The sequence below is a fragment of the Mesorhizobium sp. M1312 genome, from assembly GCF_040318115.1.
Classification (GTDB): domain Bacteria; phylum Pseudomonadota; class Alphaproteobacteria; order Rhizobiales; family Rhizobiaceae; genus Mesorhizobium.
The window spans coordinates 1-25704 of record NZ_JAMYLQ010000002.1 but is presented as its reverse complement, the minus strand read 5'-3'; the positions used below and the strand labels follow the sequence as shown (position 1 = coordinate 25704).

Below are 25704 nucleotides of genomic sequence, written 5' to 3'. Positions count from 1 at the left end.
CTCGGTTCTCGGAACCCACCATTCTCGGCTCGGCCTGACCTGAATCTCTCAAACCGCGGTGCGACCCGAATCAGGCGGCCGGCGCCCTTTGCACCAGCATGTCGATGCCGAGCAGGTGGCGCACATTCGGGCGCGCCGCCACCATGTCGGCGACCGTATAGCGCTCGAGCACGGCGAAGAAGGCGTTGAGTGCTTCACGTAGCGCCGAATTCAGTGCGCAACTGTCGACCAGCGGACATTCGGCGGCATCGTTCTCGAAGCATTCGGCCATGGCGAAGTTCTCTTCGGTCACCCGCACGACGTCGAACAGGGTGATCGATTCGGCCGCGCGGCCGAGCCTGACGCCGCCGTTCCTGCCGCGCACCGTCTCGACCAGACCATGCTCGACCAAAGGCTGCAGGATCTTGAAGAGAAAAAGCTCGGACACCGAGTAGGCGGCCGCGATCTCTGGGATGCGGCTCAGCCGGTCGGTATTCGCGGCGCAATACATCAGGATGCGCATCGCGTAGTTGGTCTGGCGTGTCAGCCGCATTTTGTCCTCACGAAGCATTAGCTCAAGCCTAATATGGCCTATACCTTGGAATAATTCCAGACAAGCACCGCATAATAGATGAATATATCTATCAGGTTTGTGTGGGCGGTCGTGCGAACCATAATCCTAATATGGCGCGCATTCGGGTGGGCGGATTACTAAATTAAGTCCGCGAGATCGACCAGGAGCAGTTCATCCATGTCACAATCAGCACCGGCTTTGGCATCCGCCCGGTTCGATGCCGACGCGGACGCCAAGCTTTCGGCACTTCGGCGCACCAAGTTCGTCGCCACCGCAGCGCTCGCGCTCTGCGTCCTCGTCTTTGCGGTGGCCAAGTCGTTCGAGGGCCACTATCCGTGGCTGGGTTTCGTCGCCGCTTTCGCCGAGGCGGCGACCATCGGCGGGCTGGCCGACTGGTATGCGGTGGTGGCGCTGTTCAGACGGCCGCTCGGCCTGCCGATCCCGCACACCGCCATCATTCCGGATAACCAGAACCGCATCGCCGACAATCTCGGCCGCTTCATAGAGGTCAATTTCCTGGCGCCCGAGCCGGTGCGCGAAAAGCTTGCCGAGGTCGACTTTTCCGCGCTCGTCGCGGACTGGCTGGCCGACCCCAACCGCGCCGCCGACCTGTCGCATTTCGTCGGCCGGCTGGTGCCGCAGACACTGGCGGCCGTCGAGCAATCCGGCCTGCGCGGCTTCGTCACCAGCCGCATGCTGGAGCAGATCGAAAAGGTGCCGCTGGCGCCGCTCGCCGCCGAGTTGCTGTCGGCCCTGACCGATGATCGCCGCCACCAAAGACTGTTCGACGAATTCACCAAGGTCGTCGGCCGCTTCCTGAGCGACGAGCAGGCGCTGGCGACGATGCGCGAGAAGATCCGCGAGGAACTGCCGTCGCTGTTCAACCTGTTTCGCGCCGACGCCTATCTGCTGAAGAAGATCGTCGCCTCCGCCGGTTCGCTGCTCGACGAGGTAAGGGCCGATCCCGATCACCCGATGCGCGCCGAATTCGACCGTTTTGTCCTGACTTTCGTCGAGCGGCTGAGGACATCCAAGCAATATGCCAAGCGCGCCGAGAAACTGAAGCGCGATTTCCTCGCCCGACCGGAGCTGAAGGCGCTGGCCGGCGACATGTGGGAAAGCCTCAGTGTGTTCATCGAGCAGGACGCCAAGGCGCCGAATTCGATGATCCGCGCCCATCTCGCCAACATGTTCGTCGAGGTCGGCCGGCATCTTGCCGGCGACCCGCAGATCAGGGCCGACATGAACCAGGGGTTCGTCGTGGCGCTGTCTTCCTTCGTCGAGAGCCAGAAGAGCGGCGTCTCGAAATTCATCGCCGATCAGGTCAAGCGCTGGGACCTTGCCCAGCTCACCAGGCTGATCGAGATGAACATCGGCAGGGACCTGCAATATATCCGCTTCAACGGCATGGTCATCGGCGGCATTGCCGGCGTCGTGCTCCATACCGCGGAACTGCTGTTCCTCGTCGACTGAGCCGCGATGTGTTGCGCCTCCGAATGGACCGCGAAGCTCCAGTGCCCTATTGTTCTCTTCAGGTGCCGCATTCGCAGCAACAGGGGAAAAACCACCATGGCAAAGCGACCGGATTCCGACTCCTTCATGGACATGTTCGGCAGGTTCGGTCGTGACCTGAAGCTGCCGAACGTCGATGTCGAGGCGATCCTCAATCATCATCGCAAGAACCTCGAAGCCCTGGAAAAGTCGGCTAGGGCGAGTGCCGCCGGGGCGTCGTCGCTCCTCTCCAAACAGCGCGAGATGCTGCAGGACACGCTGCACGAGATCGCCGACATGGCGCAGAGCTACAGGGCGCCGGGCGATCCTCGAGAGCTGATGGCCAAGCAAGCCGCGTTCGCCAGGAAATCCTTCGAAACCGCATTGAAGAATGCCGGCGAGGTGGCCGAACTGACCAGGAAATCCGGCACCGAATCGGTCGAGATCCTGCGCGACCGCATCAAGGAGGCGATGGCGGAAATCCGCAGCGGCTACGATAAGAAGTAGGCTGTCCCCAAGCCAAAGCAGGTGGACTTTTCTCCCCTCATTTCCGGCGCGTGAAAGCCGTATTCTTGGTCCTTGGCCGGCGAGGCGCACAAAGTTCCTCTTGCCCGATAATCCTGTTTCCGGCGCTGGACACAGGCATTGACGCTATCCGGCCGAGGATATCGCAGCGGAACGTGCGGAGCGAATTGACAGAGGCGGCCGGTTCGTGGTCCGGAGGCAGGGCAAGCGATCGGGAAAGCAGGAATGACGCAAACACGGCTGAGGACGCCGCCGACCTACGAGCAGCTCAGGACGATGACAGGGCAGGAGCTTGGCGTGTCGGAGTGGACGACGGTCGACCAGAGCCGCATCGACCAGTTCGCCGAATGCACGGGCGACCGCCAATGGATCCATGTCGATCCAGAGCGGGCGAAGCGGCAAAGCCCGTTCCGCACCACCATCGCGCATGGCTATCTAACGCTGTCGATCATCGGTGCGCTGGCGCTCGACATGGGCATCGTGCCCGAAAACACGCAAGCCGTCTTCAACTATGGCTTCGACAAGGTGCGGTTCCTGGCGCCGGTCAGGGCCGGCACGCGCATCAGGCTGCGCATCACGCTTTTGTCCATGGAGGACAAAGGCCCCGGCCAGTATCTGATGAAGGCCGCCAACATCGTCGAGATCGAAGGTGAGCAGAAGCCGGCGCTGACCGCCGAAACGCTGGTTATGCTCTATGAGCGACGCCGCAGGCGGGCAGGGGCGTGAGGGGCTAAGCGCCAAGGCCTGCATTCCGTGACAGCGAAAATCAACGCGACATCGCCTCTTCGAGCGTCCTGAAAATTCCCTCGTCTGCCGACTGCGCGACGTTGAAGCGCAGGAAACGGCTGGCGGTTTGGGACAGGCTGAACGCATTGCCGGGTGCCAGCACGACATTGGCCGACAAGGCGCGGCGGGCTATTTCAGCTGCATCCACGCCTTCCGGCAGGCTGCACCACAAGAACATGCCGCTCGGCTGGTCGATCCACGGCGTGATGCTGATCGCCTTCAGGCGGGTGCTTGTCTCAGCCATGGCGCGTGAAAGCCGCGTGCGCAGCAAATCGACGTGCTTGCGGTAGCTGCCGTCCTTCAGCAGTGTCAGCACCAGTTCGGAGGCAAGCCTGCCGCTGCCGAAGGAGGTGGCGATCTTGAGGTCGATCAGGCCTTCCATCCAGTCGCGCGGAGCTGCGATGAAGCCACAGCGCACCGATGCCGAAAGCGTCTTGGAGAAGCTGCCGATATGGACGACGCGACCAAGACCGTCGAACGCCGCCAGCCTGGGCGCGGGCGTGTGTTCGAAGTCGGCAAAGATATCGTCTTCGATGATCGTCAGATCCGACTGGTCGGCGAGCTTGAGCAATCGATGGGCGACGACCGGCGACAGAATTGCACCCGTCGGATTGTGGAGCGCGGAATTCGTGATGTAGAGGCGCGGCCGGTGCTCGATCAACGCCTGCGCGAACAGCTCGATATCCGGTCCCGACGGCGTATAGGGAACGCCTACCACCTTGGCCCGGTGAGCGCGCAACAGGGCATGGAAGTTGAAATAGCAGGGATCATCCACCAGCACCGTGTCGCCCGGCTCGAGCAGGAACCGGCAGAGGAGATCGATGGCCTGGGTGCCCGATTCCGTCAGCATGATCTGGTCGGGAGATGCCTCGATGCCGTGCTCTGCCATGCGCCGTGCGAGCAGATGACGCAGCGGCGGCAGCCCGAGCGGGGTGCCGTAATCCGTCAGCGTGACATCGTCGCCGCGTGCCATCGTCCGCAGCGCCCGGCGCAATCCAGCCTCCGGCATCCACGCGGCAGGCAGCCAGCCGCAGCCGGGTTTGAGCACGCCGTCGCCGGCTTCCAGCGATTGGCGCGAAACCCAGAGCGGATCGACAGCTCGATCAAGCCTGGGGCCGATCTCGGCTAGGGACAAGGGAGCCAGCGGTCCGGCGGCATAAAAACCCGAACCTGGACGCGAGCGGATGATGCCTTCTGCGGCAAGACGTTCATAGGCCTCGACCACGGTGGATTTGGAGACCTGCATGGTCTTCGCGAAAGCCCGGATCGAAGGCAATCGTGTTCCCGGTGTCAGGCTGCGCGCGGCGATCCTGTGCCTCATCGTCGCCATGACGCTTTCGACGAGCGTCCCGCTGCCCTCACTTGCCGTCGCCTGCTCGTCCATCCGTACTGCTCAATCTACCATGACAGTTTTATCGAACTGTACCTCATTGTCTCTGGCGGCGCCATAGGTCCGGCCCGATACAGGGCGAGAACATCAGGAGCGTGCGATGGACAAGACGGCGGGCGGCTGGATCAACGGATTCGTAGGCGTGCTGATTTTCAGCGGATCGCTTCCGGCAACGCGCGTGGCGGTGTTGGATTTCGATCCCGCATTCCTAACCGTCGCCCGCGCCGCCACGGCAGGCATACTCGGCCTCGCGCTTCTGCTCGTTTTTCGCCAGAAGCGTCCGGAGCGGCAGGATCTGATATCGCTGGCCATCGTGGCGCTTGGCGTCGTGGTCGGCTTTCCGCTGCTGACCGCGTTGGCGCTCAAGCACATCACCTCGGCCCATTCCATCATTTTCGTCGGCCTGTTGCCGCTGGCGACCGCGATCTTCGGCGTCCTTCGCGGCGGCGATCGTCCCAAACCGGCCTTCTGGCTGTTTTCGTGCCTTGGCAGCGCCCTTGTTGCCGGTTTTGCGGTGACGCAAGGTGTGACGGCCTCGCCGGTTGGCGACATGCTGATGCTGGCCGCAATCGTCCTGTGCGGACTGGGCTATGCGGAAGGAGCTACGCTGTCCCGCAAACTCGGCGGCTGGCAGGTGATCTCATGGGCGCTGGTGTTGTCGCTGCCGGTCATGCTGGCCCTGACGCTCATCACCATCCCACCGTCGCTCGAAAACGTCGGCAAGGCCGCCTGGATCGGCCTGGCCTATGTCTCGCTGTTCAGCATGCTGATCGGTTTTGTGTTCTGGTATCGCGGACTGGCGCAAGGCGGCATCGCTGCGGTCGGGCAACTGCAGCTTCTCCAGCCTTTCTTCGGCCTTGGCCTAGCGGCAATGCTGCTGCACGAGCAGGTCAGTCCTGCCATGATCGCCGTCACAGCTGCCGTGGTGCTTTGCGTGGTCGGGGCGAAGAGATATGCGACATAGGCGCCGACGGTTGGCTAGAACTTAGTCACCACGCCAATGCCGATGCCTTCGAAGCCGCCCATCGCCATCAAGGCCGCGGGCGCCTCTTCGAGGCTGATCCGCTTACCGACCAGCAGTTCGGGCTTCAGCTTGCCGGTGCGGATCATCTCCATCATCGCCTGGTAGCGGTGGGCTTGCATGCCGTGGCTGCCGCGGATTTCAAGCTCGAAGGCGATCACCTTGTCCATCGGGATCTGCGGCCTGGCGTGATCGCCGAGCATCAGGCCGACCTGCACATGGCGGCCGCGCCGGCGCAGATTTGCGATCGAGTTGAACGAGGTACTGGAATGGCCGAGCGCGTCCATCGACATATGCGCACCGCCATTGGTGATCTGCTTGACCGCCTTGACCACGTTCGGCGTCTTTGCGGCGTTGATCGTCGCCACCGCGCCGATCTTGCTGGCGAAGTCCAGCTTCTCGTCGGTCAGGTCGATGGCAATCACGTTGGCGCCCATGGCGCTGGCGATCATGATCGCCGAGAGGCCGACGCCGCCGCAACCATGCACGGCCACCCATTCGCCGGGCGTCACCCGGCCCTGGTCGACAATGGCGCGGAATGAGGTGACGAAGCGGCAGCCGAGGCTGGCGGCGGTGGCGAATTCCATCTCGTCCGGCAAGCGGACCAGATTGGTGTCGGCATGGTCGATGGCGACAAATTCGGCAAACGAGCCCCAGGCAGTGAAGCCGGGCTGGGACTGGTGTTCGCAGACCTGATGGTTGCCGGAGCTGCATTCGAAGCAACGGCCGCAGCCGACGGCGAACGGCACGGTGACGCGCTCGCCGGCCTTCCAGCGGGTCACCTGCGTGCCAGCCGCCACCACGACGCCGGCAAGCTCGTGGCCAGGCACATGCGGCAGGCGGATGCCGTCGTCATGGCCCATCCAGCCGTGCCAGTCGCTGCGGCAGAGCCCGGTCGCCTCGACCTTGATGACGACGCCTTCCAGCGCCGGCTGCGGATCGGGAACGGTCTGAATGGTCGGCACCTCGCCGAACTTTTCGAAGACGACGGCTTTCATCGGCAATTCCTCATGCTCCAATCCAACTCGCTCTATTCGGCATCGATCTGGTTCTCCGGCGCCGCCTTTTGGAAGGCCGGCAGCGCCATGCAGGCGGCGTGGATGCGTGTGATCGTTGGGTAGGGCGTCAGGTCGACGCCGAAACGCGCATTGCTGGTGACCTGTGTGACCAGGCAGATGTCGGCCAGTCCCGGCGTTTCGCCATGGCAGAATGTCTTTGTTTCGGGGGAGGAAGTCATAATCCTTTCAAGCGGCTGGAAACTTTCGTTCACCCAGTGCCGGAACCAGTTGGCGACGTCCTCGTCGCCGGCGCCGAACAGGGTGCGCAGCGAGGTCAGCACGCGCAGATTGTTCACCGGATGGATGTCGCAGGCGATCATCTGCGCCAGCATCCTGACTCGGGCCCGGCCACGCGCGTCCTTCGGCAAAAGCGGCGGTTCGGGCCTTGTCTCGTCGAGATATTCGATGATCGCCAGCGATTGGGTCAGCAGCGTGCCGTCGCCGAGGATCAGTGCCGGCACCAGCCCTTGCGGATTGACCGAGAGATAGGCGGGCTCGAGATGCTCGCCGTGGCGCAGATGATGAGGCACGTATTGGTAGGTCAGGCCCTTCATCTCCAGCGCGATCCGCACCCGGTAGGAGGTGGAGGAGCGGTAGTAGTTATGAAGGACGATGTCGCTCATTCCTGCACATTCGGCCGATTTGGCCGACCGGGCAAGGCATGGCGGTCCGGAAATTGCCATCTCCACCCTTTGGCAAGGCATGGATGTACTATTTGCCAATAATCTGGCCATGGTTGCTGGGCTATTCTATCCTGCCGTGAAGTGAAACGAACGCCAATGACCGCAGTCAACGATAGCGCTAGGTTTCTGATCATCGACGACCACCCGCTGTTTCGCGAGGCGCTGCACAGCGCTGTGCAAATGGCCTATCCGGACGTCGACACCGTCGAGGCGCGTTCGATCACCGAGGCATTTGAACTTCTGGCAGATGCCAAGCCATTCGATCTCGCGCTGCTCGATCTCAGCATGCCTGATGTGCATGGCTTCGACGGGCTGCTGCAGCTTCGGACCCGCTATCCGCGCCTGCCGGTGGTCATCGTTTCGGGGCATGAGGAGCCAAAGATCATTTCCGAGGCGCTGTCCTATGGTGCTGCCGGCTTCATCCCGAAATCGGCGCGCAAGAGCGACCTGGCCGCCGCCATCCGCTCGGTGATGGAGGGCGCGATCTACGTGCCCGAAACCTATGAAGGCCAGCCGCCCGACGCCGACAGCACCGATCGCGCCGAGATGGTGCAGCGCCTAGCCAAATTGACGCCGCAGCAATTGCGGGTGCTGCAGATGCTGCGCCAGGGCTTGCTCAACAAGCAGATCGCCTACGAGCTGCAGGTCGGCGAAACCACCGTCAAGGCGCATGTCTCCGAGATCCTGCGCAAGCTCAACGTCTACAGCCGGACGCAAGCCGTCATCGAGGTTTCGAAGCTCGACAGTGCCGAGCTGTTTCGCGGCCAGGCGGGGTTTTAGGCGCCGGCTGCGGGCAGGCGTTCCGCTACACACGACGAAAGCCACGCGATCGATCATAGAGTTCTTGCGGTCGATGACGTCGAGCGCGCCTGCCGTGCCGGCGGCCGCAAACGTTGGGAATTTGGCCCAGCTTCATCATCCCTGGGCGAAGCTCCGTCGCGGAGACCCTGGGATCCATGCCGTAACCTCGGCTGAAGGGTGCCGCGGAGCAGAATTCTGCACTGCAGCGGTGCTCTCAAGTCGCGGCATGGATACTGGGGTCTGCGCCGCGTCGCTTCGCTCCTTGCTACGCCCCAGGATGACGAAGCGATAGGCGTTTTCAGCCAATCTCACGATTTTGGGATCTGCCTATGTAAGAATTACGGTGACGGCGCACCATTTTCTGGTCGCTCGCGGTCTTCTGCCCATGTCTTCTGGGGGCAAGGTCTCAAGCCAAGAGATGCGCGAGCAGCGCGCGTAGCTGCGCCGGTTTCAGCGGCTTGCGCATCAGCTCGATGCCGGCCGCGCGGGCGACTTTGGCAACGGTCTCCGAACCGTCGGCGGTGACGATCAGCGCCGGCACGGCGCGGCTGAGATAATCGCGGACCTCGGCGATGGTCGTGGTGCCGAGGTCGCCGCCGTCGAGATGCTGGTCGGCTATGACGATGTCCGGCACCCAGTCCGTATCGCCAAGCATGTCGAGTGCAGCATCGGTCGAGGTGGCGGGGCGCACCAGGCATTGCCAGCGCTCGAGCAGGGACGTCATCGCCTGCAGCACCTCGACGTCGTTCTCGACCAGCAGCACCTTTGTGCCGAACAGACCGTAGCCGCGCGGCCGCTCCATGTCGGCGGTGCTGGCAATGGCATCGACGCTGGCGCCGATTCCGACCGGAACGTCGATATGGAAAATCGTGCCGTGTCCGACCTTCGAGGAAAACGTCACGGGATGGCCGAGTGCGGCGGCGATGCGGCGCACGATGGCCAGGCCCAATCCCAGCCCGCCGCCGGCAAGCCCGGCATCGGTCGGGATCGTGCCGCGGTGGAATTCCTCGAACACGGCCTCGCGCTGGTCGTCGGGTATACCGCAGCCGGTATCGGCGACATCGATGCGGATCGTGTCGCCGCGAAGCCTGGTGCCGACCAGCACGCCGCCGGAGCGGGTGTAGCGCAGCGCGTTGGAAAGAATGTTCTGCAGGATCCGGCGCAGCAAGGTGCGGTCCGAACGCACGACGGCGTTGACCGGCCGGAATTTTAGCGTCAGGCCCTTCATTTCGGCGACCGGCAGGAAATCCGAACGCAGCGACGAAAACAGCATCTCGAGGCTGACGTCGCCGATATCGGGCTGCACGACGCCGGCGTCGAGCTTGGAAATGTCGAGCAGGGTGCGGAGCAGGTCCTCCATCGTCTCCAGCGAGCGCTCGACCTGCCGGACCAGTTTTTTGCCCTCGTCGCTGGTCTGCACTTCGGCCAGCGCCGAGACGGAGAGATGTGCGGCGTTCAAGGGTTGCAGCACGTCGTGGCTGGCGGCTGCCAGGAACCTGGTCTTGGACAGGTTCGCCAGCTCGGCGTTTTCCTTGGCGGCACTGAGATCGATGTTGGATTGTTCCAATCTACGCAGTGTCGAGTGCAGTTCCTCGGTGCGCGTACGCACTCGATTCTCGAGCGAAATCGCGGTCTGGAACAGCGAGAACGCATTGCCCTGCTGGTCCATCGAGCGCTCGACGCGGCTGACAAGGGCTGCGTTGATCTTCTTCAGCTTTTCCAGGTCGTTGATGTTCCTGAGCGGCATAAGAACCTCCTACTCCGCCGCCTGCCGCTCTCCGAAGGCGATGCCAGTGAACGTCTGGTTCAGATGCATCGACCGGTACTGCTCTCCATAGGTGCCGAAGCCGACGACGTTGTTGACCTTGTAGAGTTCCGAAATCTCCCGAAAGACCTGCCGGTTGCGCGCGTCGAGCCTGCGCAGCACGCAGTCGAAGCCGAGAATCATGTCGATGCCGCCAAGCCTTTCCTCGACATCCCTAAAGGCGGCACGTGTCGATTCCACCATGTTCTTGGGCTGGGCGATGGAAAGGACGACGCCATCGTCGATGGCGCAGAAGAACGACAGCGAGCCGTCCGCGTGCATCTTCTGGATCGAACGGCAGTAAAATTCGCCGCCCACTTTCACCACCACCGGATGCGAAGCAAAACTCAGCGGCGTCAGCATCTGCGGGATGACGCCAACCGAGGCGGCATATTCCTCGGCGGCATTGGTGGCGTTGAATTCGCGCACGGTGCGGTGATCGGGATCGGAGGCGGTCACCACCAGCTTCTCGTCGGTGGGGACGAAATTGTCGGTCTTGAACACGTGGAAAGGAATTTCCGTGGTGATCAGCACGATGATGGCGCTGTCGCAGGTAACTTTGCCGTTCGAGATCAGCCGCGTCGTCTCGAATTTCAAATCATCGCCGGCCGACCCGCCGATCAGCGGAATATCGTCGAGCCCCCAATGGATGGCGGAAGTCACCGCTTCCTCGGCATAGGACAGCCCGTCGATAAAGCAGAGCGCAAAGGTGGTGTCGGCTCGCTCGTGCCCGACGCGCCCGCGTAACGAACGCCTCAGCGCCTCGACTTCGCCGGTGATCCCGTCCATGCCCGATGAGGACAGATTTTCGACCATGGTGCTGGCTGCTGAAAACGATGCGGAGGGAAGCAGCATGGCCAGGACCTGGCCTTCCTCCAGGCCTTTGGGCGTAATCTCGCCGGCCGTCGAGCAGCCGGCATAGTGGAGCGCCGGCGCGTGCGCCTTCAGCGCTTCCGAAAGGGCGACTGCCTCAAGGAGACTCTGCGAGAAAAACAGCAGGGCGAACCCCGCGTCGGTGGCCGCGGCTTCCACGGCCACCGCCCGGGCGAACGCATCCGCGTCGGGTTCGTCGGTGGTGAGAACCGATAGGCCGCATGCATAGCGCGTCCGTGAACTGGCCAGCGGCTTCCTCCTCCATTCCTCCGACGCTCTTTTTGTGCGCGTCTAGCGCGCCGGCGTCGAAGTCATTGTTGTCTTCAAGTGCTGCTTTGGCAATGAGCCAACATGATGGATTTGAATTTTCTGCTATTTTTGACGGCATCAGCGCTAACAAAACTTCGAACCAAAACCACACTGGGAGGGAGCGTGATCCATGGAAGCGCAGGTCAGGAAGCTATTCGAAAGGTACGAGCAGCTTTTCCGGAAATCCCTCGCCGGCGATGCCGACATGGACGAAGTCACATCGGTCTATGCCTCCGCCTTCATTGCGGCGTCGCCTGCCGGCGTCACGGTCGGGAAGAATGACGAACAGCTCAAGCAGGTTATGGAACAAGGCTATGATCACTATCGAGCGATCGGCACGAAAGAGATGCGAATACGGGATGTTCGCATCTCGCCGATTGACGAGCATCATTGCGTTGCCCACGTCGCCTGGACGTCGTCCTACGCTCGCAAAGACCGACCGGACGTCACGATAGATTTCGACGTCCACTACCTCGTGCAGAAGCTGGGCGGAGAGCCCAAAATATTTGGGTGGGTGTCAGGCGACGAGCAGGAGGTTCTCAGAAAACACGGCATCGGCTGAAATCGGCTTGCCGCCGCAGCCGCTCATGGCCGGAAGGCGGCATCGCACGGCGACCGTGGTTCGCTTCGCTCCGCCGTTTCCCTGTCTTTGCGTGACCGAAAGTACAATATGCGGTTTCTGGGACGAACTGCATTCTCGCAATCTCGGCATTCCGCGGCACATTTTCCTGTGATTATGCGGTATAAGAACAGCGGACAGACGGAGGGCTCGGGCACCACCGACGCCAAAACGACCAAGGTAGCACCCAGGGAGGTTTCATGTCGGACATATCGTTGACGGTGAACGGAAAGCGGGTCAGCGGCACTGCCGAAGACCGTACGCTTCTGGTTCATTTCTTGAGGGAGAATCTCGGCCTGACCGGGACGCATGTCGGCTGCGACACCTCGCAATGCGGCGCCTGTGTGATCCATGTCGACGGCAAGGCGGTAAAATCCTGCACGATGCTTGCGGTGCAAGCCTCCGGGTCGAACGTCGTGACGATTGAAGGCTTGGCGGACGGTGCCGACCTGCATCCGGTGCAGGCGGCGTTCAAGGAGCACCACGGGCTACAGTGCGGTTTCTGCACGCCGGGCATGATCATGACGGCGACCGACATGATCAACCGTCACCCCGAAGGCCTCGACGAGGCCACGGTGCGGGCCGAGCTCGAAGGCAATATCTGCCGCTGCACCGGCTACCACAACATCGTGAAGGCGATCCTCGCCGCGTCGGACACGATGTCGAAGGGCAGGGCCAGGCAAGCGGCGTAGGGAAGAGGCGAATAGGGAGTGGCGAATAGCGAATAGGGCAGAAACCCGGCTCGCATTTGCAGAGGCACCGGCGAGTTTGCAATCTCCTCTTTTCCTATTCGGTAGTCACTATTCGCTATTCGCTTCAAAAATTCGGGAGGAATTTCTGCGATGGGCATTGAAGGTGTTGGCGCTCGTGTAGCGCGCAAAGAAGACAAGCGGTTCATTACCGGCGCCGGGCGCTATGTCGACGACATGGTGGTTCCCGGCATGAAGCATGCGGCCTTTGTGCGCAGCCCGCACGCGCATGCAGAGATCAAGAACATCGATGTCAAAAAAGCCCAGGCGATGCCGGGCGTCATCGGCGTGCTGACCGGCAAGGAGCTCAAGGCCGACGGCATCGGCAATCTCATCTGCGGATGGATGATTCATTCCAAGGATGGTTCGCCGATGAAGATGGGGGCGTGGTCGCCGCTGGCCTTCGACAGGGTCCGCTATGTCGGCGACGCGGTGGTCATCGTGGTTGCCGAAACCAAGAGCCAGGCGCGCGACGCGGCCGAAGCGGTCGAAATCACCTACAAGGAACTGAAGGCGGTCGTCGATGCTCCGAAGGCGCTCGAAAGGAGCGCACCACAGATCCATCCGGAAGCCGAAGGCAATCTGATTTTCGACTGGGAGCTCGGCGACAGCATGGCGACCAATGCGGCGATCAAGGCCGCTGCCCACGTCACCCGCATGAAGATCGTCAACAACCGGCTGGTGCCCAACGCCATGGAGCCGCGTGCGGCACTAGGCTACTACGATAAGTCCGAGGACCATTACACGTGCTGGACGACCTCGCAGAACCCGCATCTCGCGCGCCTGGTGATGAGCGCGTTCTACAATGTCGCGCCCGAAAACAAGCTGCGCGTCATCGCGCCGGACGTCGGCGGCGGCTTCGGCTCGAAGATCTACATCTATCCGGAAGAAATCATCTGCCTGTGGGCCTCGAAGAAAACCGGCGTGCCAGTCAAATGGGTCGCCGACCGCACTGAGAGCTTTCTCACCGACGCCCATGGCCGTGACCATGTCTCGACGGTCGAAATGGCCTTCGACAAGGACAACAGGATCATTGGGCTAAAGGTCGACACTATCGCCAATCTCGGCGCCTACATGTCGCTGTTCTCGTCCTGTGTGCCGACCTATCTCTACGCGACGCTGTTGTCGGGCCAATATGATATTCCGGCGATCCACGCCAATGTGCGCGCCGTCTACACCAACACCGCGCCGGTCGACGCCTATCGTGGGGCAGGGCGGCCGGAGGCCACCTATCTGCTCGAACGCACTATGGAGACCGCCGCACGCGAGTTGGGCGTGTCGCCGGCGGAGCTTCGCCGAAAGAACTTCATCACCTCGTTCCCGCACCAGACGCCGGTCATCATGAACTATGATGCCGGCGATTATGCCGCTTCGCTCGACGCGGCCATGACCGCTGCCGATTATGCCGGTTTTGCCCAGCGCAAGGCGACCGCCAAAGCCAAAGGCAAGCTGCGCGGCATCGGCATGAGCAGCTATATCGAGGCCTGCGGGCTGGCGCCGTCGGCGGCGGTCGGTTCGCTCGGCGCCGGCATCGGCCTGTGGGAATCGGCCGAGGTGCGCGTCAACGCCGCCGGAACCATCGAGGTGCTGACCGGCTCGCACAGCCACGGCCAGGGCCATGAGACGACTTTCGCGCAACTGGTCAACCAGCGCTTCGGCGTGCCGATCGACAGCGTCTCCATCGTCCACGGCGATACAGACAAGGTGCAGATGGGCATGGGCACCTACGGCTCGCGCTCGGGCGCCGTCGGCATGTCGGCCGTCGCCAAGGCGCTCGACAAGGTCGAGGCCAAGGCCAAGAAGATCGCCGCCCATCTGCTCGAGGCCGACGAGGGCGACATCGTCATCGAAAACGGTGCCTTGAAGGTCACCGGCACCGACAGACAAGTGCCGTGGTTCCAGATGGCGCTCGCCGCCTATACCGCCCACAACCTGCCTGATAGCATGGAGCCGGGGCTGAAGGAGACGTCGTTCTACGATCCGTCGAACTTCACCTTCCCGGCCGGCTGCTATGTCTGCGAGGTCGAGATCGATCCGGAGACCGGCGTGACCGAGATCGTCCAGTTCGTTGCCGCCGACGATTTCGGCAACATCATCAACCCGATGATCGTCGAAGGTCAGGTCCATGGCGGCGTCGCCCAAGGCATCGGCCAGGCCTTGCTGGAGGGCACTCGCTACGACGCCAGCGGGCAGCTTTTGACCGCGAGCTATATGGATTACACCATGCCGCGCGCCGACGACCTGCCGTCGTTCAAGGTCTCGACCTCGAACACGCCATGCCCGGGCAATCCGCTCGGCATCAAGGGCTGCGGCGAGGCCGGCGCCATCGGCTCACCGCCGGCGGTGATCAACGCCATCACCGACGCCATCGGCATCACCGATATCGCCATGCCGGCATCGCCGTCCACGGTCTGGGCAGCGATCCGGGCGACGAAACACTGATAAGCAAATAGCGAATAGGGAGTAGCGAATAGGGAACAAAGAGCGTGCGAAGGGATAGGCCCTATTCGCTACTCACTACTCCCTATTCGCTCCTTTCCCCCGAAGGGAGAAAGACAAATGTACTCAGTCAACTATCACCGCGCCGCCTCGGTCGCCGATGCCGTCAAGCTGCTCGAGACGGGCGATGCGAAGCTGCTGTCGGGCGGCATGACGCTGATCCCCGCAATGAAGACGCGGCTTGCCGCACCGTCCGATCTCGTCGACCTTGCGCATATCGAGGAATTGAAAGGCATTGAGGTGGCGGGCACCACCGTCACCATCCGCGCCGGCACCACGCATTACGACGTCGCTCGCGACGAGAGACTGAAGACGGCCTGTCCGGCTTTGGCCCACATGGCTTCTCTGATCGGCGATCCGGCGGTGCGCTACAAGGGCACGATCGGCGGCTCGATCGCCAACAACGATCCGGCGGCAGACTATCCGGCAGCACTTCTTGCGCTTGACGCCACTATCGTCACCAACAGGCGCGAGATTGCCGCCGACGCATTCTTCACTGGCCTGTTCGAGACGGCGCTGGAGGACGGCGAGATCGTCACCGCGGTGACCTTCACCGCGCCGGCCAAGGCGGCCTATGAAAAATTCCGTAATCCGGCATCGCGCTATGCGATCGTCGGTGTGTTCGTGGCCAAGGGCGCGGATGGAGTCCGCGTCGCCGTCACCGGGGCCGGCGACAATGGCGTTTTTCGTTCGAAGGAAATCGAGGCGGCACTTGCCACGAATTTCGACGCCGCTGCCCTCAACGGAGTGAAAGTACCGGCGGATGATTTGATGACTGACATCCATGCCTCGGCCGATTATCGCGCCAATCTGATCGTGGTGATGGCCAAGCGCGCGGTGGCTACCGCCAACGCCTGAAGCCGGGTTTGTCAGCTTTGGGGAAGGGGCCTTCGCGGCCCCTTTTTCGTCGCTCTCGGACATTATGGCCGTACAGGCCAGAGTGCGGCCATCTCGCACTTGCACAGCGCTCTATTGCACTGCAATATGCCTGGAGGAATGCGAGCCGGGGCTCGAGCGCACGGTCACGGCCTGCAGCCCTTTCGCATCGTTCAAATGCGAAAGGACCGGCATGACGGATATCTCCGCGACGCAGCTTGTCGTGTCCTGGACCGCCGCCGACACATCGTCAAGAACAAGGCTGGCCCATCTCGACGGATGGCGCGGCCTGTCGATCGTACTGGTGCTGATCGGCCACTTCTTTCCCGTTCCCGGAATAAACCTCGGTGTCATGGGCGTCGAGTTCTTCTTCGTGCTCAGCGGCCGGCTCATGGCCGAGATTCTCTTTGTCTAACGCTATCCGCTCAAGGCGTTCTTCAAGCGCCGGTTCTCCCGCATCTATCCGGCGCTGCTGGTTTTCGTCGTCGCTTCGATGGTTGCTTTGTCCGGCACGTTTATAGCCTTCAAATGGAAGGCGCCGCTGACGGCGCTGACATTCACCTATAACTATGCCGGGATTGTCGTTAGCCGCGCCGGCGCGCTCGACCATATCTGGTCGCTATGCGTCGAAGAACATGCCTATGTCATCCTGGCGCTGATCAGCTTTTTCGTTTCAGGGCGTGTCCGCGTCGTCATGCTGCTCAGCGCGCTGTCGGCGCTCGCCACGGCGAACGGCGCCATCTCGTACTGGGTCTTCGGCATGGACTACGAAACCACCTATTGGCGAACCGACGTGCACATCGCCTCGATCCTGCTGTCGGCGGTGATATGCCTGCTCAAGGCCGACGACAGGCTGCCTGCCTTGTTCAAGGGGGCGCATGTCGCGGTGGCGGCGTCCGTCCGGGCGGTTCTTCTGTTCATCGATGCGGTGCCGACCCGATCCATTGTCTGGTCGCGGTGCCCCTGTTGGCGCTCGCCGTCAATTCGCTCGACTTCAGCGCTCGCTACCTGACCGGATTCCTGTCCTGCTGGCCGATGGCGACGCTGGGGCTGTGGTCGTATTCGCTCTATCTGTGGCAGCAGCCGTTCTACAAATTCGTCTATTCGCAGGGCGGTGCGCCGCTGCTGATGCTGGCCGGCGCGTTCGCCTGCGCTTTGTGCAGCTATTACATCGTCGAAAAGCCGGCCCGCGCCTGGCTGAACCGCAACTGGTAGAGCTGTCGCCTCAGCCGGTGATCTGCCTGGTATAGTAGCGGACCGCCTTCTTGCCGCCGTGGATCACCGCGTCGCCGACCTCGACGAAGCCGAGCGTTGCGTGAAAGGCATCCGAAGCCGGATTGGGCGGCTCGGCATTCCCCTCGCAGGTGACGATGGTCTGGCCGGCACGCCGTGCATGGTCGAAGAAATTCTCATAGAGCCGTCGAGCATGGCCGCGGCCACGTGCTTCTCCCGCGACAACGACACGGTCGACATAGACGAAGCGCGGATAGCGCTCGCGGAACCACAGGAAGTTCGGGCTGTCGTAGCGGGCGTCCTGGTCGAAGGTCATGATGAAGGCTTCGAGCGCGCCGATGCGGCGCGCATAGAACGCTTCGCCGAGCAGGAAGGACAGGCGTTCTGGCTCAAGCCACGACAACTCGGCCGCGTGCTCGTTGTTGAGGGCGAGGACGGCGGGCTCGTCCTGCGGCGAGACCCGGTCGATCGGCGTAGGCGTGTCCATTATCATGCTCTCGCCGCCGCAATCGTCGCCGCCACCAGCGATGCGTCGGTCACCGTATTGCGGTACTCGCGGTCGAGGTCGGTGCCGCCCATGCCAACCTGGGGATTGCGGTAGCGCATGACACTCGGCACGTCCTTGAGTGCGGCGAAATGCATTTCCGTTAGTCCGGTTCTTTCCCGCACCTCGGCGATGTTCCTGGGGTCGAGCCCGCCGCAGCCGAGTATGATGATGCGCTTACCGGCCTGCCGGACGAGGTCCGCCAGCAGGGCCACGCCCTCCAATGCGGTGTCGCGCTGACCGCTGGTCAGCACGCGGCCGACCTTGCTGCGGATCAGCGCTTCCAGCGCTTCGGCCGGATCGCGCGTCATGTCGAAGGCGCGGTGGCAGGTGACGTTCAAGGGCCCCGCCGCCTGCACCAATTCGCTCATGCGCTTTTCGTCGATGCTACCGTCGGCATTCAGGCAGCCGACGACGACACCGGCCACGCCAAGCTCGCTCAGCGCGCGCACATCGGCGAGCATCGAACTGTACTCGGCTTCGCTGTAAAGAAAATCGCCGCCGCGCGGCCGCACGATGACGTGGAACGGGATCGTCGCCAGTTCGAGGGCTGCGCGCACTGTCCCAAAACTCGGTGTGATGCCGCCCTCGACGAGGCTGGCGCACAGCTCGACCCGGTCGGCGCCAGCGGCCTGGGCGGCGAGCAGGCCATCTATGCCTTCGACGCAGATTTCGATCAGCGGCGGGCGAGGGCGTTCGGTGTTGGTCACAGGGCGATCCGTTGCTGATTCAAGACGTGCAGCCCTAGCATCGGGCTCCTTGCCGCGAAAGCCGGAACTATTGGCTCAACGCGACGGGTCTTTTGCCTTTTGCATTGCCGCCAAGTTCCCGCTTGACACACTCATAACCTTCGAGTTATGAGTTCGTTTATCCATAACTAACGAGTTATTGGTTTTGGCAGAACAAAACCGGACGACTGGCATCCGGAATCGGCAAAACAAGGAACCACCATGCAAGCAAGAATGAAAAACCCTGTGCTTCTCATTCCCGGCGCCCTGCAGGCGATGCTCGCGCTGGACAAGTCGACGGAAACGGCTGACCTGCCCTATGTGACGCGCAAGCTCGTCCATTTGCGCGCGAGCCAGATCAACGGATGCAGCGTCTGTATCGACATGCATGCGCGAATTGAAGAAGGCCGGCGAAAAGGACGAGCGTGTCTTCACCTTGTCGGCCTGGCGGGAGACGCCTTACTTCACCGACGCCGAACGCGCGGCTCTTGCGCTTGCCGAGGCAACAACGCGGCTTTGCGACCGGCCGGACCCGGTGCCGGACGCGATGTGGGACGAGGCCGCCCGGCACTATGACGAAAAGGCGCTCGCCGCCCTGGTCATACAGATTGCCCTGATCAACGCTTTCAACCGTCTCAACGCCGCCACCAGGCAGATGGTCGGCGTCTGGGGGTGAGCCGGACCGGCTCGCCGACAGGCGCCGTGGCCGGTTTCGCGGCGGCGCATCAGATCCGCAAATTGTGCGCGTTCGCGCGCACGAAGTCGATGAAGGCCCGCAGCTTCGGCGGTACGAGGCGGCGGCTGGGGTAATAGAGGTGGAGCGGTTCGTAGGTGGGACAGAAAGGCTCCAGCACCTTGACCAGCGCGCCTGAGGCAAGAAGCGGCGCAGCGAGGCCTTCGACGGCAAAGGCGAGGCCAAGCCCTTGCTCGGCGGCGGTAATGCAGAGCGGAAGTGTGTTCACGATCAGACGTGCGTCGGGCGTGAACTCGACCTGGCGTCCATCCACAATGAACTCCCAGGGCGAGATAGTGCGTGTGCGGGTGAAGGCGAAGGCGATGCAGCGGTGGGCGGCGAGGTCGGCGGGCCGCTTCGGCGTGCCGTTACGCGCCAGATAGTCCGGGCTCCCCAACACGACCGTCTGCAGCGGCCCGCCTAGACGCGCGCCGATCATATCCTTCTCGAGAAGCTCGCCGATCCGCAGACCGGCATCGAAGCCCTGAGCGGCAATATCGACGAAATTGTCGTCGAAGATCAGGCTAAGCCGCACTTCCGGGTAAGCGTCCATGAACGGCCTCATCAGCGGCTCGATCAGTAGTGGGGCGGCGATCCATGGCAGGCTCAGGCGCAGCGTGCCGGCGGGGCGATCGCGGGTCTCGCGCAGCGCCGCGCCGGCCGCCCAGATCTCTTCAGCCGCCGGGCGCACGTGGTCGAGGTAGTGAGCGCCGGCTTCGGTCAAGCCAACGCTGCGGGTCGTGCGGTTGAGAAGTCGCACCCCCAGACGCTCCTCGAGGCCCTTCACCGCCTCGCTCAGTGAGGCCGGGGCGACGCCGAGTTCGCCCGCGGCGCGGGTGAAGCTCTTTGCCTCCGCAACTTTCACGAAGGCGACGATGCCGCTGAACTGGTCGAGGCGCATTGTGAGGATATTCCAAATAGCCTTGTCGAACTATACGGGTTTTTCCGGTGAACAAAAAGCGTCATCTTGGTCCGACGAACGGGCCTCGCCGTGGCGACGGCTCGAAAAGGCAAGGAGACAGGACCGATGACCAGGCTCGCTTTGCTCGCCGCCGGCGCTCTCCTGGCGGTGTCCGCCGCCCCCGCGAACGGGGGTCCGCAGGAAGACCGCAACATCCAGCTGATCAAGGACTATTACGCAGCTTATGCGACCGGGAACCCGGAGGCGGTCCGGCCCTTCCTCGCGCCTGACATCGTCTGGCGCATTCCCGGCCATCATCCGCTCGCCGGCGACAAGCGCGGGCCGGAGGAAGTGGTCGCCTTCTTCCGCGGCCTGGCCGACGGCAAATTCAAGGCTGAGCCGATCTTCTTCCAGGCGCAGGGCGATCTCGTCGTCGACATCCATCGCGGCTGGTCGAACGTCGGCTCAGGTCCCGAGATCGACCAGCTCTACGCCCTGATGTTTCGCATCAAGGACGGCAAGATCACCGAGGCGCAGAATTTTTTGACCGACATGTACCAGTCGGACACCTTCTACTGGGCGCACTACCCGCTGAAGCCACTGCCCGGCAGACTGGCGGATGAGCGCTGAGACGGCGGCCTTCCTAAATCCGTCGCGCCGCGTTTCCCGCTCCAAGCCAAAGGAGACTTGCGATGTTGAAAATCCTGACACTAGCCGCGGCAACCGCCGTCGCGTTCGGCTCCAGCGCCTTCGCCGCATCGCGCGTCGAGCGCGTCACTTTCGCCTCGCACGGTGAGCAGATCGTCGGCGACCTCTATCTGCCCGAGGATCTGGACCCGGCGAGGCCTCGGCCCGCGTTGGTCGTGACCGGCGCCTGGATGACGGTGAAGGAACAGATGCCGGCCCGCTACGCCCGCGAGATGGCCGACCGCGGGTTCGTCGCCTTGACCTTCGATTTTCGCGGTTGGGGCGAGAGCAGCGGCGCCCGGCGTCAATATGAGGACCCCAGCGCCAAGATCGCCGATATCGAGGCGGCGGTTGCGTATCTCGCGACCCGGCCCGAGATCAGCAGGGATCGCATCGGCGGGCTCGGCATTTGCGCCAGCTCCGGCTACATGGTCATTGCCGCCGCTAAAGATGCCGCGATCAAGTCGGTCGCCTTGGTCGCGCCTTGGCTGCACGATGCCGAGGTGGTCGAGCAGACCTATGGCGGTAAGGGCGGCGTCGTCAGGCTTGAAGCCGCGGGCGACGCGGCCGAGGCCGCGTATCGCCGCACCGGCAAGCAGGCATTCCTGCCCGCCGCCAGCCAGTCCGACGAGCGCGCGATCATGTTCAAGGTGCCTTACTACACCGAGGCCGATCGCGGGATGATTCCCGCCTGGCGCAACGAGGCCGATCCGGCGTTCTGGCGCGGCTGGCTGACATTCGATGCAATCCAGGCTGCTCGGCGCCTGCATCAGCCCTTTCTGATGGTGCATAGCGAGGCGGCTGCCATCCCACAGGGTGCACGCAAATTTTACGCGCGGCTGACCAGGCAGAAGCAGCAGCTGTGGCTCGACAGAGTCGCCCAGTTCGACTTCTACGACCGTGCTGTGCCGGTCAGCGCCGCGAGCGACGCCGTCGCCGCGCATTTCCGCGCCACGCTGGGCGGTGCGGGGGAGGCGGTGCAATGAGCCTCGTCACGCGCCGGCATGTCTTGGCCTCGGCGGTTTCCGCTGCGATGATTTCCGCTCTCTCAGCGCCCGCCTTGAGCGCTTCGGGAGGTGCGCTGACGGTCGAAGACAGGGTCGCCATCGCCGAGGCAGTGGCGGGGATCGGCCTCTATGCCGATTTGCGCGAATGGGACCGGGTCAAATCCTATTTCGCGGCCGCGTCACGACCGACTATACGAGCCTTTTCGGTGGCGAGGTCGCGACCAGCGACCGCGACGCGCTGATTGCCCAGTGGCAAGGCCTGCTGCCGGGGTTCGACGCTACACAGCACCTCATCACCAACATCGTTGTCGAAGGCGCGGGCAACGATGCGATTGCGCGCAGCCATGTCCGCGCGACCCACAGGATCGATAGCCGGTTCTGGACGGTCGGCGCCAGCTATCTCCACCGGCTGGTGCGGACACCCGAAGGCTGGCGCGTCAATGCCATCTCCATCCGCCGCCTGTACGAGGAGGGCGACCGCGCCGTGCTGGCCGCCGCCGCGGACCGGGTGAGCGCGGCGGCGAAGTGAGCAGCCGGCTGGTAACCGCCGATGTTGCCAGCCTACTGGCGCAACACCGTGTTCTGGGTGCCTTCTTCGACCTGGTCGATGACCAGCAGCTTGACCGGATCGACGCCGACATTGGTCGCCTGATGCCACTGCCCGATCATTTCTACGATGAAATCCCCTGACTTGTATGTGGTGCTCTTGCCGGTCTCGACATTGGTGACCTGAAGCGTTCCACCCTGGACATAGGCATAGCGTGGAAACGGGTGCTTGTGGACCGGCAAGGTCGCGCCCGGCGCAATCTCAAAGGACGAAACCAGGACCTGCACGTTTTTCTGCGGCAGCGTGATCGGCTGGCCGGACGCCGTCTCGGTGCGTGAGGCAAGCGGGGTCACGACAACCGGGGTGCCGCTGGCGTCCAGCGCGTGCGCGGCGGTTGCGGACAGGGCTGCCGTTAGCAGCAGCGCAGATGCCAAGATTTTTCGCATGATTCCTCCCGAGTTGCGTCAGCATTGCGCGGGGAGCATTCGCACGCAAGCTTGTCTGTTTAGGAGCGCCTAGCCTGCTCTCCTGAACATCCCAGGCGTCATGCCGCGCGTCGCCCGGAACGTGCGGGAAAGATGGCTCTGGTCGGCGAAACCTGCTGCGATGGCGGCATCGGCGAGGCCGAGCCCCTGTTCAATCAAGGTGCAGGCGCGACGCAATCTCCGGTCCCGGACATAGGCTGCGGGCGTCAGGCCAATCGCCTTCTTGAAATCCCGGATGACCTGGAACCGGGTGACGCGCGCGGCGTCGGCAAGCCGCTGCAGGTCGAGCTGCGAGCCAAGTTCGCTTTCGATAACGTCCTCGTAGAGCGAGAACCTCTGTCGCGATCCCGAGCTATCGATTTCTTCGGTTCGCCCGCTCCAATCGCCATGCCGAACGATGAGACGCCTCAGGGCGGCCAGCAGCGACGTCTCGGCCTGCGTCGTGTCCTGGGACGTCGAGCCTTCATGCGCCGCCGCCAACGCTGCGGCGAGATCGCTGTCCTCGATGATCGCGTGCGAGAAGATCGGCGCGCCATCTCCGCCCAACTCGCGGGCGAGCCCCGCCATCAGCGGCACCGATGGATAAAACGTCCGATAGGCCCAGCCTTCATCCGCACCTTGTTCGCCGTCATGCCACTCCTCGGGATTGACGACGGCAATGGTGCCTGCCGGAGCGAGAACGCTGTGGCGTCCGATGCGGATGCGTTCGCAGCCAGACGTAATCACCGCGATCACATAGGTTGGATGGGTGTGCAGTTCGTAACGGTGCTGCGTGAAGCGCGCCTTGAACAGGCCAAGGTCAGGGAAGCAGGGATGGCGCCAGTATTTGCTGGTCTCTGGCGCTTGCACGTTCTCGTCCCTGCTGCGGTCAATCTGGTTCAAGACGCCTCTTGCGCGACCTTCTATCGTGATCCCGGATCAAACCGCCCTTTGCCGGCGTGGAAGGAGCATCATGCTGCATACTGACCCTATCGCCCCCTTGACGCCAGAGGTGATAGCCTGGCGCCACCATATCCATTCCAATCCCGAACTCGGATTCGATGAGAACGAAACGGCACGTTTCGTTTCCGAGAAACTGCGCGCATTCGGCTTCGACGAGGTGCATGAGGGGATCGGCGGCACCGGGATTGTCGGCGTCCTGCGCGGCGGCACGGGCACGCGCGCCATCGGTCTCCGCGCCGAGCTGGACGGGCTTCCGGTCGTCGAGAGGACCGGCTTGCCCTATGCCTCCAGGAATGAGGGCGTGATGCACGCCTGCGGCCATGACGGCCACACAGCCATGCTGCTCGGCGCCGCCAGGCTGCTCAGCCAATCCCGCGCCTTCGACGGCATCGTCTACTTCATCTTCCAGCCAGCCGAAGAAAATGAAGGCGGCAGCTTGCGCATGATCGAAGATGGCCTGTTTAGGCGTTTCCCAGTCGAGGCGATGTATGCCGTCCACAACTGGCCGGGCGTCAGGCTGGGGACGATCGCCGCTCGCGTTGGAGCGCAGATGGCGGCTGTCGACAATTTCGAGCTGACCTTCGAGGGTCTTGGCGCGCATGCCGCCATGCCGCAGCGCGGCGACGACCCGATCCTGGCCGCGGGCGCCTTTGTCCAGGCCGTCCAGCGCATTGTCAGCCGCTCGGTCGATCCGCAAAGCGCGCTGGTCGTCAGCCTCACCCAGATCCATGGCGGCAATGTCGGCAACATCGTGCCTAGCAAGGTCTGGCTGCAAGGCACTTGCCGGTTTTTCGAGCCCGGTCATTCCGATCATTGCGAGAAGCTGATCGGCGAGATCGCCCGGGGCATTGGCGCGGCCCATTCGCTCAAGGCCACGCTCGACTACAAGAAGGGCTATCCGCCGCTGATCAACACCGGGATTGCTACGGGCCGCGCCGTCGAAGCGGCCGCCGCCACCGTCGGGAGGGAGAACGTCGCGACCGAGTTCAGCCCCAGCCTCGGCTGCGAGGATTTCGCCTTCATGGTCCGCGAGGCAGGCGGCTGCTACGCGTGGGTCGGCGTCGGCGATGTCGGCCCGGGTGAGGGGCTGCATGGCGATCGCTACGTCTTCAATGACGAAATCGTGCCGATCGTGCTGCGCTATTACGTCAATCTGGTCGAGCAGACGATTCCCGCCTCGTGAACGGCCGGAGGGAACACTGACGGCTCAGCGAAAAGTGCCGATCTGAATGCGCCTCGTGGCCTGCGCGACACCAACCCGACGTATCTCACCCGACCGTGGCCACGAGTTGCAGTACGTGAGCGGGATTTTCGAGCACTCCCTGCGCGGTATCGGCCTGGTTTTCATCGACATGCGCCACCACAAAAATGACGCCTTGTACAACGTCCGGCTCACTCGGCTTTTTGGCAAGATCGGCGGATGTCTGGAGAAGCCCACCAGCAAAGCCGCCGCAGGCCGCACCAACGAGGACCATGCCAGCCGCCGCTCCAACAGGATCAATGCCGGTAGCTCCAAAAGCACCCAGGCCGATTAACAGACCAGCTGCCGCGCCAAGCGCGGCACCGCCCGGACCGCGCAAGGCAGCGCTGATTTCGTCATCGTAAGGTCCGATGACGCTGATCTGTTCGTGAGAAACTCCTGCTGCCTGAAGCGCGGCTACCGCACGCGCTGCCTGGTCGCGGGAATCGAAAAGTCTGCTGATTGTTCGCATTTGGCACTGCCCATAGCATAGTCGCGCCCCCCGGCGTGGAAAGCGCGGGGGGCGGCGCGCCCCCCGGGGAAGGCATTTAATAAAATTTTAAAAATTGAGGTTGGCGTGATTAACGACAAACGTCGCAATGTGACCCGAACCCCCACGG

30 protein-coding genes and 1 pseudogene are annotated in these 25704 nt (G+C 63.0%); 19 read left to right on the top strand and 12 right to left on the bottom strand.

The window, feature by feature from the left end; all coding sequences use genetic code 11:
- Nucleotides 1-70: 70 nt before the first annotated feature.
- Nucleotides 71-532 (bottom strand): iron-responsive transcriptional regulator RirA, encoded by a 462-nt coding sequence (gene rirA / locus NKH36_RS02860; protein WP_352959878.1) that lies wholly within the window; start codon nucleotides 530-532, stop codon nucleotides 71-73.
- A gap of 198 nt (nucleotides 533-730) precedes the next feature.
- Here rirA and NKH36_RS02855 point away from each other — a divergent pair, with 198 nt between their 5' ends.
- The 3 genes from NKH36_RS02855 (at nucleotide 731) to NKH36_RS02845 (ending at nucleotide 3295) form a co-directional block, all read left to right on the top strand.
- A complete protein-coding gene (locus tag NKH36_RS02855; RefSeq protein ID WP_352959877.1) occupies nucleotides 731-2026 on the top strand; it encodes a DUF445 domain-containing protein in 1296 nt (431 codons plus the stop codon).
- Between the two features lie 96 nt (nucleotides 2027-2122).
- Nucleotides 2123-2551: a phasin family protein gene (locus NKH36_RS02850; RefSeq protein ID WP_352959876.1), complete on the top strand. Its 429-nt coding sequence runs from the start codon at nucleotides 2123-2125 to the stop codon at nucleotides 2549-2551.
- Nucleotides 2552-2794: 243 nt separating this feature from the next.
- A complete protein-coding gene (locus tag NKH36_RS02845; protein ID WP_352959875.1) occupies nucleotides 2795-3295 on the top strand; it encodes a MaoC family dehydratase in 501 nt (166 codons plus the stop codon).
- A 40-nt stretch (nucleotides 3296-3335) separates the two neighbouring features.
- On the opposite strand, the gene NKH36_RS02840 is transcribed toward NKH36_RS02845, so the two are convergent.
- Nucleotides 3336-4739: an aminotransferase-like domain-containing protein gene (locus NKH36_RS02840; RefSeq protein ID WP_352959874.1), complete on the bottom strand. Its 1404-nt coding sequence runs from the start codon at nucleotides 4737-4739 to the stop codon at nucleotides 3336-3338.
- A 106-nt stretch (nucleotides 4740-4845) separates the two neighbouring features.
- On the opposite strand from NKH36_RS02840, the gene NKH36_RS02835 reads away from it, so the two are divergent.
- Nucleotides 4846-5709 (top strand): DMT family transporter, encoded by an 864-nt coding sequence (locus NKH36_RS02835; protein ID WP_352959872.1) that lies wholly within the window; start codon nucleotides 4846-4848, stop codon nucleotides 5707-5709.
- A 14-nt stretch (nucleotides 5710-5723) separates the two neighbouring features.
- Here NKH36_RS02835 and NKH36_RS02830 read toward each other — a convergent pair whose 3' ends face one another.
- The gene (locus tag NKH36_RS02830; RefSeq protein ID WP_352959871.1) at nucleotides 5724-6764 is read right to left on the bottom strand and encodes a zinc-dependent alcohol dehydrogenase family protein; all 1041 of its coding nucleotides are present in this window, start codon (nucleotides 6762-6764) and stop codon (nucleotides 5724-5726) included.
- Nucleotides 6765-6796: 32 nt separating this feature from the next.
- Nucleotides 6797-7447: a maleylacetoacetate isomerase gene (maiA, locus tag NKH36_RS02825; protein ID WP_352959870.1), complete on the bottom strand. Its 651-nt coding sequence runs from the start codon at nucleotides 7445-7447 to the stop codon at nucleotides 6797-6799.
- On the opposite strand from maiA, the gene NKH36_RS02820 reads away from it, so the two are divergent.
- On the top strand, nucleotides 7437-7592 hold the full coding sequence (locus tag NKH36_RS02820) for a hypothetical protein (RefSeq protein WP_352959868.1): 156 nt from the start codon (nucleotides 7437-7439) through the stop codon (nucleotides 7590-7592). The genes maiA and NKH36_RS02820 overlap by 11 nt on opposite strands.
- Before the next feature lie 11 nt (nucleotides 7593-7603).
- Nucleotides 7604-8287 carry a response regulator gene (locus NKH36_RS02815; RefSeq protein WP_029353323.1) on the top strand — a complete coding sequence of 228 codons (684 nt, stop codon included), beginning with the start codon at nucleotides 7604-7606 and terminating at the stop codon, nucleotides 8285-8287.
- A gap of 427 nt (nucleotides 8288-8714) precedes the next feature.
- On the opposite strand, the gene NKH36_RS02810 is transcribed toward NKH36_RS02815, so the two are convergent.
- Both NKH36_RS02810 and NKH36_RS02805 read right to left on the bottom strand, forming a co-directional pair.
- A complete protein-coding gene (locus NKH36_RS02810; protein ID WP_352959866.1) occupies nucleotides 8715-10055 on the bottom strand; it encodes an ATP-binding response regulator in 1341 nt (446 codons plus the stop codon).
- Nucleotides 10056-10064: 9 nt separating this feature from the next.
- On the bottom strand, nucleotides 10065-11234 hold the full coding sequence (locus NKH36_RS02805; protein ID WP_502911965.1) for an FIST N-terminal domain-containing protein: 1170 nt from the start codon (nucleotides 11232-11234) through the stop codon (nucleotides 10065-10067).
- A gap of 190 nt (nucleotides 11235-11424) precedes the next feature.
- Here NKH36_RS02805 and NKH36_RS02800 point away from each other — a divergent pair, with 190 nt between their 5' ends.
- From NKH36_RS02800 to NKH36_RS02770, 7 genes are all read left to right on the top strand, one after another.
- The gene (locus NKH36_RS02800; protein ID WP_352959864.1) at nucleotides 11425-11856 is read left to right on the top strand and encodes a DUF6841 family protein; all 432 of its coding nucleotides are present in this window, start codon (nucleotides 11425-11427) and stop codon (nucleotides 11854-11856) included.
- Nucleotides 11857-12113: 257 nt separating this feature from the next.
- Nucleotides 12114-12605 (top strand): (2Fe-2S)-binding protein, encoded by a 492-nt coding sequence (locus NKH36_RS02795; protein WP_352959863.1) that lies wholly within the window; start codon nucleotides 12114-12116, stop codon nucleotides 12603-12605.
- A 150-nt stretch (nucleotides 12606-12755) separates the two neighbouring features.
- Nucleotides 12756-15104 (top strand): xanthine dehydrogenase family protein molybdopterin-binding subunit, encoded by a 2349-nt coding sequence (locus tag NKH36_RS02790; protein ID WP_352959862.1) that lies wholly within the window; start codon nucleotides 12756-12758, stop codon nucleotides 15102-15104.
- A gap of 117 nt (nucleotides 15105-15221) precedes the next feature.
- Complete coding sequence (locus tag NKH36_RS02785) at nucleotides 15222-16019, top strand: FAD binding domain-containing protein (protein WP_352959861.1); 798 nt, start codon at nucleotides 15222-15224, stop codon at nucleotides 16017-16019.
- A gap of 211 nt (nucleotides 16020-16230) precedes the next feature.
- Entirely contained in the window at nucleotides 16231-16452 is a 222-nt protein-coding gene (locus NKH36_RS02780; RefSeq protein ID WP_352959860.1) for a hypothetical protein, read from the top strand.
- A gap of 87 nt (nucleotides 16453-16539) precedes the next feature.
- A complete protein-coding gene (locus NKH36_RS02775; RefSeq protein ID WP_352959859.1) occupies nucleotides 16540-17049 on the top strand; it encodes a hypothetical protein in 510 nt (169 codons plus the stop codon).
- The gene (locus tag NKH36_RS02770; protein WP_352959858.1) at nucleotides 17004-17252 is read left to right on the top strand and encodes a hypothetical protein; all 249 of its coding nucleotides are present in this window, start codon (nucleotides 17004-17006) and stop codon (nucleotides 17250-17252) included. The genes NKH36_RS02775 and NKH36_RS02770 overlap by 46 nt, the downstream gene beginning before the upstream one ends.
- 10 nt (nucleotides 17253-17262) lie before the next feature.
- Here the strand turns inward: NKH36_RS02770 and NKH36_RS02765 are convergent, their stop codons facing one another.
- Both NKH36_RS02765 and NKH36_RS02760 read right to left on the bottom strand, forming a co-directional pair.
- The gene (locus NKH36_RS02765; RefSeq protein ID WP_352959857.1) at nucleotides 17263-17763 is read right to left on the bottom strand and encodes a GNAT family N-acetyltransferase; all 501 of its coding nucleotides are present in this window, start codon (nucleotides 17761-17763) and stop codon (nucleotides 17263-17265) included.
- The gene (locus tag NKH36_RS02760; RefSeq protein ID WP_352959856.1) at nucleotides 17760-18524 is read right to left on the bottom strand and encodes a copper homeostasis protein CutC; all 765 of its coding nucleotides are present in this window, start codon (nucleotides 18522-18524) and stop codon (nucleotides 17760-17762) included. The genes NKH36_RS02765 and NKH36_RS02760 overlap by 4 nt, the downstream gene beginning before the upstream one ends.
- 240 nt (nucleotides 18525-18764) lie before the next feature.
- On the opposite strand from NKH36_RS02760, the pseudogene NKH36_RS02755 reads away from it, so the two are divergent.
- Nucleotides 18765-19218, top strand: a pseudogene (locus NKH36_RS02755) (carboxymuconolactone decarboxylase family protein).
- Between the two features lie 49 nt (nucleotides 19219-19267).
- Here the strand turns inward: NKH36_RS02755 and NKH36_RS02750 are convergent.
- Nucleotides 19268-20176 (bottom strand): LysR family transcriptional regulator, encoded by a 909-nt coding sequence (locus NKH36_RS02750; protein WP_352959855.1) that lies wholly within the window; start codon nucleotides 20174-20176, stop codon nucleotides 19268-19270.
- A gap of 126 nt (nucleotides 20177-20302) precedes the next feature.
- On the opposite strand from NKH36_RS02750, the gene NKH36_RS02745 reads away from it, so the two are divergent.
- The 3 genes from NKH36_RS02745 (at nucleotide 20303) to NKH36_RS02735 (ending at nucleotide 22399) form a co-directional block, all read left to right on the top strand.
- Nucleotides 20303-20806: a nuclear transport factor 2 family protein gene (locus tag NKH36_RS02745; RefSeq protein WP_352959854.1), complete on the top strand. Its 504-nt coding sequence runs from the start codon at nucleotides 20303-20305 to the stop codon at nucleotides 20804-20806.
- A gap of 62 nt (nucleotides 20807-20868) precedes the next feature.
- Nucleotides 20869-21849 (top strand): alpha/beta hydrolase, encoded by a 981-nt coding sequence (locus NKH36_RS02740; protein WP_352959853.1) that lies wholly within the window; start codon nucleotides 20869-20871, stop codon nucleotides 21847-21849.
- A gap of 166 nt (nucleotides 21850-22015) precedes the next feature.
- On the top strand, nucleotides 22016-22399 hold the full coding sequence (locus NKH36_RS02735; RefSeq protein ID WP_352959852.1) for a nuclear transport factor 2 family protein: 384 nt from the start codon (nucleotides 22016-22018) through the stop codon (nucleotides 22397-22399).
- Nucleotides 22400-22431: 32 nt separating this feature from the next.
- Here NKH36_RS02735 and NKH36_RS02730 read toward each other — a convergent pair whose 3' ends face one another.
- Both NKH36_RS02730 and NKH36_RS02725 read right to left on the bottom strand, forming a co-directional pair.
- Nucleotides 22432-22863, bottom strand: a complete 432-nt coding sequence (locus NKH36_RS02730; protein ID WP_352959851.1) for a cupin domain-containing protein — start codon at nucleotides 22861-22863, stop codon at nucleotides 22432-22434.
- 69 nt (nucleotides 22864-22932) lie between these two features.
- Entirely contained in the window at nucleotides 22933-23784 is an 852-nt protein-coding gene (locus NKH36_RS02725) for an AraC family transcriptional regulator (RefSeq protein WP_352959850.1), read from the bottom strand.
- Nucleotides 23785-23854: 70 nt separating this feature from the next.
- Here NKH36_RS02725 and NKH36_RS02720 point away from each other — a divergent pair, with 70 nt between their 5' ends.
- Nucleotides 23855-25027, top strand: a complete 1173-nt coding sequence (locus NKH36_RS02720) for an amidohydrolase (RefSeq protein ID WP_352959849.1) — start codon at nucleotides 23855-23857, stop codon at nucleotides 25025-25027.
- Nucleotides 25028-25142: 115 nt separating this feature from the next.
- Complete coding sequence (locus tag NKH36_RS02715; protein WP_352959848.1) at nucleotides 25143-25379, top strand: hypothetical protein; 237 nt, start codon at nucleotides 25143-25145, stop codon at nucleotides 25377-25379.
- A 122-nt stretch (nucleotides 25380-25501) separates the two neighbouring features.
- Here the strand turns inward: NKH36_RS02715 and NKH36_RS02710 are convergent.
- A partial coding sequence (locus tag NKH36_RS02710; RefSeq protein ID WP_352959847.1) for a hypothetical protein occupies nucleotides 25502-25704 on the bottom strand: 203 nt, incomplete at its 5' end.

What these genes read in the sequence shown, in the direction of transcription:
- rirA (WP_352959878.1), bottom strand. Translation starts at nt 532, where the DNA reads ATGCGGCTGACACGCCAGACCAACTACGCGATGCGCATCCTGATGTAT.
- NKH36_RS02855 (WP_352959877.1), top strand. Translation starts at nt 731, where the DNA reads ATGTCACAATCAGCACCGGCTTTGGCATCCGCCCGGTTCGATGCCGAC.
- NKH36_RS02850 (WP_352959876.1), top strand. Translation starts at nt 2,123, where the DNA reads ATGGCAAAGCGACCGGATTCCGACTCCTTCATGGACATGTTCGGCAGG.
- NKH36_RS02845 (WP_352959875.1), top strand. Translation starts at nt 2,795, where the DNA reads ATGACGCAAACACGGCTGAGGACGCCGCCGACCTACGAGCAGCTCAGG.
- NKH36_RS02840 (WP_352959874.1), bottom strand. Translation starts at nt 4,739, where the DNA reads ATGGACGAGCAGGCGACGGCAAGTGAGGGCAGCGGGACGCTCGTCGAA.
- NKH36_RS02835 (WP_352959872.1), top strand. Translation starts at nt 4,846, where the DNA reads ATGGACAAGACGGCGGGCGGCTGGATCAACGGATTCGTAGGCGTGCTG.
- NKH36_RS02830 (WP_352959871.1), bottom strand. Translation starts at nt 6,764, where the DNA reads ATGAAAGCCGTCGTCTTCGAAAAGTTCGGCGAGGTGCCGACCATTCAG.
- NKH36_RS02820 (WP_352959868.1), top strand. Translation starts at nt 7,437, where the DNA reads ATGTCGCTCATTCCTGCACATTCGGCCGATTTGGCCGACCGGGCAAGG.
- maiA (WP_352959870.1), bottom strand. Translation starts at nt 7,447, where the DNA reads ATGAGCGACATCGTCCTTCATAACTACTACCGCTCCTCCACCTCCTAC.
- NKH36_RS02815 (WP_029353323.1), top strand. Translation starts at nt 7,604, where the DNA reads ATGACCGCAGTCAACGATAGCGCTAGGTTTCTGATCATCGACGACCAC.
- NKH36_RS02810 (WP_352959866.1), bottom strand. Translation starts at nt 10,055, where the DNA reads ATGCCGCTCAGGAACATCAACGACCTGGAAAAGCTGAAGAAGATCAAC.
- NKH36_RS02800 (WP_352959864.1), top strand. Translation starts at nt 11,425, where the DNA reads ATGGAAGCGCAGGTCAGGAAGCTATTCGAAAGGTACGAGCAGCTTTTC.
- NKH36_RS02795 (WP_352959863.1), top strand. Translation starts at nt 12,114, where the DNA reads ATGTCGGACATATCGTTGACGGTGAACGGAAAGCGGGTCAGCGGCACT.
- NKH36_RS02790 (WP_352959862.1), top strand. Translation starts at nt 12,756, where the DNA reads ATGGGCATTGAAGGTGTTGGCGCTCGTGTAGCGCGCAAAGAAGACAAG.
- NKH36_RS02785 (WP_352959861.1), top strand. Translation starts at nt 15,222, where the DNA reads ATGTACTCAGTCAACTATCACCGCGCCGCCTCGGTCGCCGATGCCGTC.
- NKH36_RS02780 (WP_352959860.1), top strand. Translation starts at nt 16,231, where the DNA reads ATGACGGATATCTCCGCGACGCAGCTTGTCGTGTCCTGGACCGCCGCC.
- NKH36_RS02765 (WP_352959857.1), bottom strand. Translation starts at nt 17,763, where the DNA reads ATGATAATGGACACGCCTACGCCGATCGACCGGGTCTCGCCGCAGGAC.
- NKH36_RS02750 (WP_352959855.1), bottom strand. Translation starts at nt 20,176, where the DNA reads ATGCGCCTCGACCAGTTCAGCGGCATCGTCGCCTTCGTGAAAGTTGCG.
- NKH36_RS02745 (WP_352959854.1), top strand. Translation starts at nt 20,303, where the DNA reads ATGACCAGGCTCGCTTTGCTCGCCGCCGGCGCTCTCCTGGCGGTGTCC.
- NKH36_RS02740 (WP_352959853.1), top strand. Translation starts at nt 20,869, where the DNA reads ATGTTGAAAATCCTGACACTAGCCGCGGCAACCGCCGTCGCGTTCGGC.
- NKH36_RS02735 (WP_352959852.1), top strand. Translation starts at nt 22,016, where the DNA reads ATGGGACCGGGTCAAATCCTATTTCGCGGCCGCGTCACGACCGACTAT.
- NKH36_RS02730 (WP_352959851.1), bottom strand. Translation starts at nt 22,863, where the DNA reads ATGCGAAAAATCTTGGCATCTGCGCTGCTGCTAACGGCAGCCCTGTCC.
- NKH36_RS02720 (WP_352959849.1), top strand. Translation starts at nt 23,855, where the DNA reads ATGCTGCATACTGACCCTATCGCCCCCTTGACGCCAGAGGTGATAGCC.